The sequence below is a fragment of the Kribbella sp. NPDC055071 genome, assembly GCF_053608045.1.
Map to the genome: position 1 here is coordinate 24,180 of NZ_JBSGUS010000013.1, position 11,897 is coordinate 36,076.

8 protein-coding genes are annotated in these 11,897 nt (G+C 66.3%); 7 read left to right on the plus strand and 1 reads right to left on the minus strand.

Annotation, left to right across the window (positions count from 1 at the left end; genetic code table 11):
• Positions 1-47 precede the first annotated feature (47 nt).
• From ACWF4Z_RS21850 to ACWF4Z_RS21880, 7 genes are all read left to right on the plus strand, one after another.
• Positions 48-494: a cupin domain-containing protein gene (locus tag ACWF4Z_RS21850; protein ID WP_452244945.1), complete on the plus strand. Its 447-nt coding sequence runs from the start codon at positions 48-50 to the stop codon at positions 492-494.
• 81 nt (positions 495-575) lie between these two features.
• Positions 576-3,536: a sacsin N-terminal ATP-binding-like domain-containing protein gene (locus ACWF4Z_RS21855; RefSeq protein ID WP_452244946.1), complete on the plus strand. Its 2,961-nt coding sequence runs from the start codon at positions 576-578 to the stop codon at positions 3,534-3,536.
• 452 nt (positions 3,537-3,988) lie between these two features.
• A complete protein-coding gene (locus tag ACWF4Z_RS21860) occupies positions 3,989-5,827 on the plus strand; it encodes an ABC transporter substrate-binding protein (protein ID WP_452244947.1) in 1,839 nt (612 codons plus the stop codon).
• Complete coding sequence (locus ACWF4Z_RS21865; RefSeq protein ID WP_452244948.1) at positions 5,824-6,921, plus strand: ABC transporter permease; 1,098 nt, start codon at positions 5,824-5,826, stop codon at positions 6,919-6,921. The genes ACWF4Z_RS21860 and ACWF4Z_RS21865 overlap by 4 nt, the downstream gene beginning before the upstream one ends.
• Positions 6,922-6,926: 5 nt before the next feature.
• Positions 6,927-7,802 carry an ABC transporter permease gene (locus ACWF4Z_RS21870; protein ID WP_452244949.1) on the plus strand — a complete coding sequence of 292 codons (876 nt, stop codon included), beginning with the start codon at positions 6,927-6,929 and terminating at the stop codon, positions 7,800-7,802.
• Positions 7,795-8,607, plus strand: a complete 813-nt coding sequence (locus tag ACWF4Z_RS21875) for an ABC transporter ATP-binding protein (RefSeq protein ID WP_452244950.1) — start codon at positions 7,795-7,797, stop codon at positions 8,605-8,607. The genes ACWF4Z_RS21870 and ACWF4Z_RS21875 overlap by 8 nt, the downstream gene beginning before the upstream one ends.
• On the plus strand, positions 8,604-9,488 hold the full coding sequence (locus ACWF4Z_RS21880) for an ABC transporter ATP-binding protein (RefSeq protein WP_452244951.1): 885 nt from the start codon (positions 8,604-8,606) through the stop codon (positions 9,486-9,488). Before ACWF4Z_RS21875 ends, ACWF4Z_RS21880 begins: the two co-directional genes overlap by 4 nt.
• A gap of 157 nt (positions 9,489-9,645) precedes the next feature.
• On the opposite strand, the gene ACWF4Z_RS21885 is transcribed toward ACWF4Z_RS21880, so the two are convergent.
• Positions 9,646-11,679 (minus strand): phosphocholine-specific phospholipase C, encoded by a 2,034-nt coding sequence (locus tag ACWF4Z_RS21885; RefSeq protein WP_452244952.1) that lies wholly within the window; start codon positions 11,677-11,679, stop codon positions 9,646-9,648.
• Between the last annotated feature and the right edge of the window lie 218 nt (positions 11,680-11,897).

Below are 11,897 nucleotides of genomic sequence, written 5' to 3' on the forward strand. Positions count from 1 at the left end.
ATGCTCTGCCACGATGACGTCAAACACCTTCACCGAAAGGAACGAACATGCGCGGAGTCACTCGGGGAGCGCTCGCTGTTCTCGCGACCGGAGGCCTCGCGACGGCCTCGATCGCCCTGGTCCCGGCGGCCGCCGACGCGACGCCCGGTTCGGGAGTCACCGGCACGATCCTGTCGCAGACGACCGTCGGCGGTAAGGACATCATCCTGCGCGAGATCACGATCCAGCCGGGCGGTACGACCGGCTGGCACTTCCACGACGGCACGCTGTACGCGTTCGTGAAGTCCGGGACGCTGACGCACTCCGACCACGACTGCACGACCGACGGCGTCTACCGCGCCGGCGCCGCGTTCACCGAGCCGAGCGGCGCGAACCACGTCCACATCGGCCGCAACCTCGGCACGAAGCCGCTCGTCCTCGAGGTCCTGTACGTCGACCCGGCCGGCAGCCCGCTCTCCGAGGACGCGCCGAACCCGGGGTGCTCCTTCCAGTAACGGCGTACCGCTGAGGCCGTTCGTCGGGGCAGATTTTGCTGCCCCGGCAGACGGTCTCCGGGCGTGCGGCATACTGCACCGGTGAGTGACGACGTGTTCGGTACAGCGGGGATTCGGGAGCGGGTCCTGGCTGGGTGGTCGGCGGCGCCCGTACGGTTCCGGGAGGACGCGAACGCCGAGGAGGACCTCGCCCTCGGTGGGTATGCCGACCGCCTCGTGATCGAGCTCGCCCAGAACGCCGCCGACGCCGCGGAACGTGCGGGGACGCCGGGCCGGGTGCTGTACTCGTTCCGCGGGGAGACGCTCGTCGTCGCCAACACCGGTACGCCGCTGAGCCCGGACGGCGTCGAATCACTGGCGACGCTGCGGGCCTCGGCGAAGCGGGACGAGCCCACGGTCGGTCGCTTCGGCGTGGGGTTCTCCGCCGTACTCGCGGTCTCCGACGAACCGATCATTCTGTCGCGGACGGGTGGGGTGCGGTTCTCCAAGGCAGACACCGCGGCCGCGATCACGGAGCTCGGCTCGGCCGGCCTCGACACCGAGGTCCGACGACGCGACGGTCAGGTCCCGGTCCTGCGGCTCCCGTTCGAAGCCGACGGCGAACCGCCCGAGGGCTACGACACCGCCGTCATCCTCCCACTCCGCGACGAGGCCGCGGCCGCCCTCGTCCGGCGCCTCCTCACCGATGCGAACGACGCTCTGCTGCTCGCGCTCCCCGGTCTCGACCGCATCGAAATCGAGGCCGACAACGAGCACCGCGTCCTCGCCGACGCCGAGTCCCGCTGGCACATCCACCGAACCAGCGGCACGTTCACCGCCGAAGAACGCGAACACCTGTTGGCCGACCGTCCCACCGAAGAGCGCTCCCGACCCACCTGGTCAGTCCTCTGGGCGCTTCCACGCGATCTGACTACCCAACTACCAGGTGTGGTCCAGGCGCCCACACCAACCGATGAACCGCTCTCACTTGAAGCTTTGCTGCTCGCGAGTTTTCCGTTGGATCCGACTCGGCGGCATGTGGCGGGTGGGGGGTTGGCGGATCGGATCGTGGGGGAGTCGGCTTCGGCGTACGGGGAGTTGTTGCGGGAGCGGGCGGAGGCCGGCGACGACGTGTTGCGGCTGGTGCCTACCGGGTTGGCGGCGGGGGCGCTTGATCGGCAGCTGCGGGACGCGATCCTGAAGGTGCTCTCGGAGACGCCGATCGTCCGAGGCGTTGAGGACGGCGAGTTGTTGCGGCCGCGGGACGCGGTGGTGGTTGAGGGCGCGGATGACGCGTTCAACCGGGTGCTGGCGCCGATCGTCCCGGGGCTGGTTCGGGGCGTACGCCAGGATCGGCTGGCGTTGGATGCCCTGACGGTCCGTCGACTGGAGTTGGCGGACGTGATCGATCAGCTGGGAGCTGAGGAGTCGCCCGAGTGGTGGCGGGCGCTCTACTCCTCGCTGGCCGGCATGGTCACGGATGCCTTGCTGCGCGAATCCCTTGGCACACTGCCGGTTCCGCTCGCCGACGGCCGGCTGGTCCGCGGTGCGCGCGGTCTCCTGCTACCTGGCCCGGAGATCCCCACCGAGATACTCGCCGCCTTCGGGGAGTACGGCGTCCGCGTCGTCCACCCGGATGCGGTCGACCCCGCGCTCGAGCGGCTCGGCGCGCTTCCGGCGACACCGCGGTCGTTGCTGGAGGACAGCGCCGTACGCACTGCTGTCGAGCACTCCAACGAGGCTGACGATCCCGACGCGATCGCCCACGCCGTGCTGAGCTTGATCGCCGCCGATCCGTCCCAAGCCGAAGGGTTGTGGTGGCTGTCCGACCTGGTGCTGCGGGATGCCGACGGTGAGCTCGTCCCGGCCAACGCCCTGGTGATCCCCGAATCCGACACCGAGAAGATCCTCGACCCCGACGAGGTCGCCCCGGTCGCCGGTGAGTTGCTCGACCGCTACGGACTCGACGCGCTTGAGGCGGTCGGCGTACTCGCGTCCCTGGGCGTCGTCACCGCATCGGACGTCGCGCTGGATCAGTTGCCGGAGGCACTCAAAGACCTCGATGCCATCGACGATTGGGCGTACGACGTAGCCCCGGACGGATCGCGGTACGGCGCGACGGTCGGCGAACTCCTGGCGATCCGCGACCTCGACTGGATCACCGACGACTCCTGGCCGCGTGTCCTCGATCTGTTCGGGTCGTCGCCGGAGCTGCGGCGCGCGCTCGTGACTCAGGTACGGGTGGTCGGACCGGACGACCGGCCGCTCGGCGTACCGTCGTACGCGGCCTGGTGGATCCGCGACCGGGTCCTACTGGATGACGGCGAACCGCTGGCGGGGCGGGCAGATCCTGACGCGGAGCCTGTGCTGGCGCAGTTCCTGGACGAGGCGCCGGCGTGGACGGCCGGGCTCGATCCTGAGGTGCGGACCGCGGTCGGGCTGGTGCGCGAGGTCGGCGATCTCGATGCCGACGGCATCGATCTGCTGCTGGAGCGGCTCGCCGATCCCGAGCGCGAGGTCGACGAGGCCACGCTCCTGCGGCTGTGGAGCCGGCTCGGGACGTTGTCGCTGTTCCCCGGAGACGCGCCGGACCACGTCCGAGTCCTCGCGAACGACGGACTCACGCGGGTGACCGATTCCGACGACGCGGTCGTGGTCGACAGCCCAATGTGGTTACAGCGCGAGGACCTGGGTGGCTTCGTGGTCGCGTCCGGCGCCGCGGCCGACGGTTTGAGTGACCTGTTCGACGTACCGATGGCGCAGGAGGTTGCCGAGGGCACCATAGACGGCGAGGGTACGGCGGCCGACGTACCGGACCTGGTCCGTGAGCTGGTCCCCGAGGTCCCTCCAACCTGGTGGGAACACGACGAACTCACCGTCGACGGCGTAGAGGTCTCCTGGTGGGTAGACGCCGAAGGCGCCCCCCACGCCGCAACCTTCGACGGCCTCGCGAAGGCCCTCGCCTGGTCAAGCGGCCGCTGGGACCAACGCCACGTCATCCGAGCAGTCCTGAACGAGCCGGACCGCGCGTCAGAACTCCTGGTGGACTCCGCCTACGACTAGTGAGCGATCTCCAGGCCATCACAATCTGTGGTTTTGGTGGAGGTCAGGCGTGAGCCCTCCGCTGGTCGGAGATTGTGATGGCCTGGAGATCGGGGTGCGGACGCTCTGAATCCTCAGATAGCGCTCCCGGCTCGTCGACGAGTCTTTGCCAGATCCTGCTGGCCACTTCCGGCCGCGCGGTGCGGCCGTCGTACCGGAGTCAAGACGGTCACCGTGTGACGCCGCGTGTGATCCCGGGAGCCGGTGCACGACTGGACCACCTGGGTGTCTGGTCACGCAGAGCAAAACATCGTTGTCATGGGTTGGTATATCGACTGATCTGCGGATATGACGTCGTGCTTTCAACGTGGCAATGAACTCTTGCCAACGTTGTCATCCCTACTTATAGTCCGACACACCTCTCGGTCGGTGATCGCCATGTCCGCGCAAGAGAAACGGAGGTGACTTTCGTCATGAACGAAACACCTGGCTCGCAGTTCGAAGATGTCGCCGAGGTCGTCCGCTATCAACTCAGCCGCCGCAACATGCTCGGCGCAGGTGCCGCCGCGGCGATGACAGCCTTCCTGGCCGCCTGTTCCGGCGGCGGAGGTTCGTACTCCGACAAGCCCGCCAACAACAAGCCCGTCGCCACCAAGACGATCCAGATCGGCAAGGCCAACATCCCGGTCCCCCGGGAACAGTCGATGATCGTCGGCCAGGTCGAGTACACCGTCTTCGACAGCTTCAACGGCATGATCCCGAACGGGTCTCCGGGCGGCGCGGGCGTGGAGCTGGCCACCGAACCGTTGTTCTTCCTCAGCTTCGCCACCGGCAAACTGACGCCGTGGTTGGCGACCGAGTTCAAGTACAACGACGACCACACCGAGCTGACGCTGAAGTTCGACCCGAAGGCGCACTGGAACGACGGCCAGCCGCTGGGCGCGAACGACTTCAAGTTCACCGTGATGCTGCTGAAGGACCGGCCGGACCTGTTCGGCGGTGGCGGTGAGCTCAAGGAGTTCGTCAAGAGCATCGACGTACCGGATGCGCAGACCGCGGTGGTCAAGCTGCTCAAGCCGACGCCGCGACTGCACTACAACTTCATCGCCGCGATCGCGGGTGCGCCGATCAACGTGATGCCCGAGCACATCTGGAAGGGGCAGGACCCGACCAAGTACAAGGACAATCCGCCGGTCCGGTCCGGCCCGTACAAGCTCAAGCAGGCGATCCGCAACCAGAAGATGTTCGTCTGGGAGAAGGACCCGAACTACTGGAACAAGGACAAGCTCGACGTCAAGCCGCAGTACGCCGTCTACCAGAGCACGTCGAAGCAGCTCGACCAGGCGTCACTGGCCTTCGAACGCGCCGAGTTCGACGTCGGCTCGATCGACGAGCAGCACGCCAAGCAGCTGCGCAACACCGGCTACCCGAACCTGGCCACGACGCAGTTCCACGACCCGAACCCACGGGTGATGTGGCTGAACTGCGACCCCGCCCGCGGCGTGATCTCGGAAGAGAAGATGCGCTGGGCGATCAACTACTGCTTGGACCGCGAGAAGATCGGCAAGTCGATCTGGCCGGTCGAGGTGCCGCCTGCTGTGTACCCGTGGGCGGACTATCCGACCAACGACAAGTGGAAGAACGACGACCTCGCGAACAAGTACAAGTTCGAGTTCAGCCCGGACAAGGCGACCAAGCTGCTCGACGAGATCGCGCCCAAGAACGCCGCCGGCAAGCGGACGTACAAGGGCAAGGAGATCAACCTCGAGATCATCACGCCGTCGCCGGTCGACGGCGGCGAGTACGCGATCGCGAACGTCCTGAAGACCGAGCTGGCCAAGGTCGGCGTACCGGCGACGCTGCGCAGCCTGTCCGGCAGTGTGCACGACGAGAAGTTCCAGCGCGGTGAGTACGACATCGACTCCAGCTGGGCCGGGTTCGCGATCGACCCCGAGCAGTTGTACACCGACTGGACCAGCGACAAGTACCAGCCGATCGGCAAGAACGCCGCCGGCAAGAACAAGATGCGCTTCCGGAACCCGAAGTTCGACGAGCTGTCGCACCAGCTGGCCGGGATCGACCCGAGCAGCCCGGAGGCGAAGCCGCTGCTGGACCAGGCCCTGGAGATCTACTTCCAGGAGCTGCCGATGCTGTCGGTGATCCAGACCGGTTACCCGTCGTACTTCAACACGGCGTTCTGGAAGGACTGGCCGACCGACGACAACCTGTACGAGGTGCCGCTGAACTGGTGGCCGCACTTCATCTTCGTGCTCGCGAAGATCAGCGCCACCGGGCAGAAAGGACCGGCGTGACGGCGGATGCCCCGCCGGTGGCTGCCGTCGACAAGCCGAGGAAACAGACGGCGTCCCCGAGCGGGGTGCGGGCCTGGCTGTCGCGGCACCCACTGGCGGCGTACGCGATCCGCCGGCTCGGGCTGTACCTGGTCGAGCTGTGGGGAGCGCTGACGATCACGTTCTTCTTCTTCCGGCTGATGCCGGGTGACCCGATCCAGACGCTGATCCAGTCGCTGCAGCAGAACTACATCTACAACCAGCAGGCCAGTGCCGAGATCATCGCGCGGTACCAGCACGAGTTCGGGCTCGACGGCAACATCTTCACCCAGTACGTGAAGTACATGGGGAAGCTGATCCTGCACGGCGACATGGGCCCGTCGCTGATCAACTACCCGACCCCGGCGCAGACCGTCATCCTCAGGTCGTTGCCCTGGACCATCGGTCTGCTCGGCATCTCCGCCGTGCTGGCGTGGATCCTCGGCATCGTGATCGGCGCGATCGCGGGCTGGCGGCGCGGCAAGCTCGGTTCGCGGATCGCGACCAACCTCTCGATCGCGCTGTCGCACGTGCCGTACTTCTTCGTGGCGCTGATCCTGGTCTACATCTTCGCCTACTCCATGGGCGTGCTGCCGGCGAGATCGGCGTACGACTCTCGAATAAGTCCCGGGATCACACCCGAGTTCATCGGCAGTGTGCTGAAGTACGGGCTGCTGCCCGGGCTGTCGATCGTGGTGATCGGGACGTTGAGCTGGATCCTGTCCACCCGGATGTTGATGGTCCCGGTACTCGGCGAGGACTTCCTGGTGTACGCCGAGGCCAAGGGCCTCAAGGGCTGGCGGATCCTGACCCGCTACGCGCTGCGGAACTGCTACCTGCCGCAGATCACCGCGTTCGGGATCTCGCTCGGCTTCATCTTCAACGGCAACGTGCTGGTCGAGCAGCTGTTCAACTACCCGGGTCTCGGCACGACCCTGGTCACAGCGATCCAGCAGCTCGACTTCAACACGATCCTTGGGGTGACCAACATCGCGATCTTCTCGGTGCTGACCGCCGTCCTCCTGCTCGACCTCCTCCTCCCACTACTTGACCCACGCGTCAAATATTGGAAGTGATCGCGATGAGACTACTGAGAGCTGCATGGCGAACGATTCGGCACAGTCGTCGGCTGGCGACCGGGATGATCATTCTCGCGGCGATGATCTTGCTGGCCCTGTTCAGCCCGTTGATCGTGAGGGCCATCGGCGGGGGACAGGATCCGATCGAGCTGGCGGCGTACGAGAAGTGGCTGGTGCCTGGGCCTGGTCACCTGCTCGGGACCGATCAGTTCGGGCGGGACGTGTTCGCGATGGTGGTGAGTGCGCTGGCGGTCTCCCTGCAGATCGGGGCGATCGCGGGCATCATCTCCACCGTCGTGGGTGTGATCGTGGCGTTCGTCGCGGGGTACAAGGGCGGCTGGATCGACGGGATCCTGTCGACGTTCACCGGGATCCTGCTGGTGATCCCGACGTTCCCACTGCTGATCGCGTTGTCGGCGTACGCGAAGAACGTGAGCCTGTTCCAGGTCGGCGTGATGATCTCGATCTTCTCGTGGCCGTTCGCGGCGAAGACGATCCGGTCGCAGGTGCTGAGCCTACGGTCGCGCCCGTACGTCGATCTGGCGCGGGTCAGCAAGGCCCGTGACCTCGAGATCATCGTGACCGAGTTGCTGCCGAACCTGCTGCCGTTCATCGGGGTCGGGTTCGCGTCATCGGCCCTGGGCGCGATCTTCGGGCTGGTCGGCCTGGAGGTGATCGGGCTCGGGCCGGGTGGAGTGATCGACCTCGGTCAGATCATCTTCAACGCCATCAACACCGGCGCGCTGACGCTGGGGGCGTGGCCGATGTTCGTCGTACCGATCGTGTTGCTGACGCTGCTGTTCGCGGCGCTGAACATGGTGAACATCGGGTTGGAAGAGGTCTACAACCCTAGGCTGAGGGGAGTGGCCGGTGAGTGAATCTGTTTTGGAGATCAAGGGACTCGAGGTCACCTACTCGACCAACCGTGGTGACGTGAAGGCGGTCCGCGATCTGGATCTCGACGTACGACGCGGCGAGATCCTCGGGATCGCGGGCGAGTCGGGCAGCGGGAAGAGCACACTGGCGGTCGCGCTGCTGCGGTTGCTGAAGCCGCCGGGAAAGGTGACGGCCGGGTCGGTGGTGTTCAACCCGGCCGGGCGGTCGCCGGTGGATCTGCTCAAGGTGCACGGTGAGGAACTGCGGGTGCTGCGGTGGAGCGCTCTTTCCTATCTCCCGCAGGGATCCATGAGTTCGCTCAATCCGGTGATGCGGGTGCACGAGCAGTTCAAGGACGTGATCCTCGAACACGCGCCGAACCGGAAGGAAGCGGTCGGGGACATGATCCCTCGGCTGCTCGGCCAGGTCGGACTCGAGCCGCGGGTCGCGCGGATGTATCCGCACGAGCTGTCCGGCGGGATGAAGCAGCGCGTGCTGATGGCGATCGCGGTCGCGCTCGAACCCGATCTGGTCATCGCGGACGAGCCGACCACCGCGCTCGACGTGACGATCCAGCGGGTGATCCTGCAATCGCTGGCCGATCTGCGGACCGACTTCGGCGTGACGCTGATGGTCATCTCGCACGACATGGGTGTGCACGCGCAGCTGGTCGACCGGGTCGCGGTGATGTACGAAGGCCGGCTGGTCGAGGTCGGCGACGTACGGCAGGTGTTCAAGAATCCGCAGGATCCCTATACGCGGCAGCTGATCGAGTCGATCCCGCGATTGGGACGGAGGGCATCATGAAGTCGGAGCTCGAACTTCGTGGCGTACAGCAACGATTCCATGCCCGTGGGGTCGAAGGCGGCTACCTGACCGCGGTGGACGACGTGAGCTTCACGCTCGCGGCGTCACCACCGCAGGTCGTCAGCCTGGTCGGCCAGAGCGGCAGCGGGAAGAGTACGATCGCGCGGAACGTGCTCGGTCTGCAGAAGCCGACGGCGGGATCGGTCCTGTACGGCGGCAAGGACATCTTCAAGCTGAGCAGGACCGAGTACGACGAGTACCGGCGCGACGTCCAGCCCGTGTTCCAGGATCCGTACGCGATCTTCAATCCCTTCTATCGGGTGGATCGCGTGCTCTGGAAGGCGCTCAAGAAGTTCGGTCTCACCAAAAGCCGGTCCAAGGGTCTGGAGCTGATCGAGGAGTCGCTGCGGGCGGTCCGGCTGGAGCCGGAGAACGTCCTCGGCCGGTATCCGCATCAGCTGTCCGGCGGTCAGCGGCAACGAATCATGCTGGCCCGGGTGCACATGTTGCGTCCGTCGTTCATCATCGCCGACGAACCGGTCTCGATGCTGGACGCCCAGGTACGCAAGCACTTCCTCGACATCCTGCTCGACTTCCAGCGCGAGCACGGCATGACGACGCTGTTCATCACCCACGACCTGTCCACGGTCTACTACCTCGGCGGCGAGGTCATGGTCATCACCAAGGGCGAGATCGTCGAACGCGGCCCGGTCTCCACGGTCATGCACGAGCCGTCACACCCGTACACCAAACTCCTGCTCGACTCGATCCCCTCACCCGACCCCGACAACCGCTGGACCACCCGCATCAACGTCGAAGGCCTCGACCAGCCCGCGGACACCAACCTGGTCGACACCAAACCCGAGGCCCCGATCATCTGACCCACCCGCCGAAGCCGCCTCGTCCACAGCCGGCCGACGTCCATCTCATGAGATAACCCTGCGGGTTGTCCCTTCTCCACTGGGGTTTCCAGGGGAGAAGGGACACTTTGACCGGATATCCCATGAGATTGCGGACAGGGGATTCGAGGGTGTTGGTTCAGACGGTTTTGATGGCGGGGTCGCTGGTGCCGGGGGCGCCGGTTTCTACGTGGCCGGCGAAGCGGCGGAGGTAGGTGGTGTCCGCGTCGGCGGTGACGGAGACGTCGTACCAGCGGCTTTCGGTGGTGACGGTGTAGGTGGTCGTGCCGGGTTTGAGGCTCAGCTTCTTCGGGCGGCCGCCGTACGCGCTCGTGATGGTGACGCGGCGGGCGACGTCGGTCGTCAGGGTGAGTACGACGTCGCCGGTGCGGGCGTTGTCGCGGGCCGTGATCTCGAGAGCGGTCGCGGCCTTACCCTTGAAGGTGCGGAGGAAGCCGTTCGGGCCGTGCACGGTGAGGTCGGTGACGCCGCCGGAGTAGATCGGGTTCCAGCTGTCCGCGATGGTCTTGCCGGCCTCGGTGGTGTAGGTCCAGGGACCGTCGCCGCGGTTCGCCGACGTGATCAGGAACCCAGCGCCCGCGTGCGGACCGGAGCTGAAGGTCAGCTTGTACTTGCTGTCGGCAACGGCACCGTCGACGATCGGTGCGTAGGGCAACGGTCGGGTCTGACGGCAGCCGCGCTCCTGCGCCGGGACCGTGCCGACCGCGGGCGGCGTCGGCACGTAGTCCGGGTGCCGCTTGTCGTCCGGCGGCTGGTAGGACGAGGTGTCCGGGAGCTGCGTCGGCCGGGTGGTCTTGGTGTCGAAGTCGAACGCCGAGGTGAGGTCGCCGCAGACGGCCCGCCGCCACGGCGCGATGTTCGGCTCGTGCACGCCGAACCGGCGCTCCATGAACCGGATGATCGAGGTGTGGTCGAAGGTCTCCGAGCAGGTGTAGCCGCCGGTGCTCCACGGCGACACGACCAGCATCGGCACCCGCTGGCCCAGACCGTACGGGCCGTGCGCGGCCTTCGTGCCGGTGTACAGGTCGGCGCTCGGGTCGACGGTCGACAGGCCCTGGTTGGCGTTCATCGGCGGGAACGGCGGTACGACGTGATCGAAGAAGCCGTCGTTCTCGTCGTACGTGATGAACAGCGCGGTCTTGCTCCAGACCTCCGGGTTGGAAGTGAGAGCGTCGAGGACCTGGGAGATGTACCAGGCGCCGTAGTTGGCCGGCCAGTTCGGGTGCTCGGTGAACGCCTCGGGTGCGGCGATCCAGGAGATCTTCGGGAGCTTGTTGCCGCGAACATCCGCGGTGAGTTGGGCGAAGAGGTTCTCGCCGGCCTTCGCGTTCGTGCCGGTGCGGGCCTTGTCGTACAAGGGGTTCCCGGGCTTGGCGTTGCGGTAGTTGTTGAAGTAGAGCAACGAGTTGTCGCCGTAGTTCCCGCGGTACGCGTCGTCGATCCAGCCCCAGCCACCGGGACCGTCCAGGCCGTCACCGATGTCCTGGTAGATCTTCCACGAGACGCCGGCCTGCTCGAGCCGTTCCGGGTACGTCGTCCAGCCGTATCCGGCCTCGTCGTTACCCAGGACCGGGCCGCCGCCCGTGCCGTCGTTCCCCGTGTAGCCGGTCCACATGTAGTACCGGTTCGGGTCGGTGGACCCCATGAACGAGCAGTGGTACGCGTCGCACAAGGTGAACTTGTCGGCCAGGGCGTAGTGGAACGGGATGTCGTCGCGGGTGAGGTACGCCATCGTGGTCGACGTCTTCGCCGGGATCCACTGGTCGTACTTGCCGCCGTTCACGGCCTGGTGCGCGTCGCCCCAGCTGTGCGCGAGGTCCTGGATGAACTGCATCCCCAGGTCGTCGGCGTCGGGGTGGAACGGCAGGATCTCCTTGCCGAGAACATTCTTCTGGTGCCACACCGGCTGCCCGCTCGGCAGCGTCACGGGCCGCGGGTCACCGAAGCCGCGAACACCCTTGAGGGTGCCGAAGTAGTGATCGAACGAGCGGTTCTCCTGCATCAGGACGACGATGTGCTCGACGTCCTGGATGTCGCCGTACCGGTGCTGGGCCGGAATCGCGGCGGCCTGCTCGATGCTGTTGCTCATCGCCGCGAAGGCGGCCGAGGCTCCGGCGAGTTGCAGGAACCTCCGGCGGTTGATGTCTGGCATACGGTTCTCCTGACGGGCTAGGGCGGATGGAGTCTGAAACACCAGCACTGCATCGCAGGCACCCTAGCCTGAACGTTTCAGCCACAGAAGATGAACTCTCTGCTGTCCTGATCCGGTGGCACTGCGGCCACTCGGACGGGTGAGCCTCCGCAGCTCGATCACTGCGAGCGATTGCCCTCGCCGCCGTCCGGCGGGAAACTGGATGAGCGCGGCCTGGG

What these genes read in the sequence shown, in the direction of transcription:
- ACWF4Z_RS21850 (WP_452244945.1), top strand. Translation starts at nt 48, where the DNA reads ATGCGCGGAGTCACTCGGGGAGCGCTCGCTGTTCTCGCGACCGGAGGC.
- ACWF4Z_RS21860 (WP_452244947.1), top strand. Translation starts at nt 3,989, where the DNA reads ATGAACGAAACACCTGGCTCGCAGTTCGAAGATGTCGCCGAGGTCGTC.
- ACWF4Z_RS21870 (WP_452244949.1), top strand. Translation starts at nt 6,927, where the DNA reads ATGAGACTACTGAGAGCTGCATGGCGAACGATTCGGCACAGTCGTCGG.
- ACWF4Z_RS21880 (WP_452244951.1), top strand. Translation starts at nt 8,604, where the DNA reads ATGAAGTCGGAGCTCGAACTTCGTGGCGTACAGCAACGATTCCATGCC.
- ACWF4Z_RS21885 (WP_452244952.1), bottom strand. Translation starts at nt 11,679, where the DNA reads ATGCCAGACATCAACCGCCGGAGGTTCCTGCAACTCGCCGGAGCCTCG.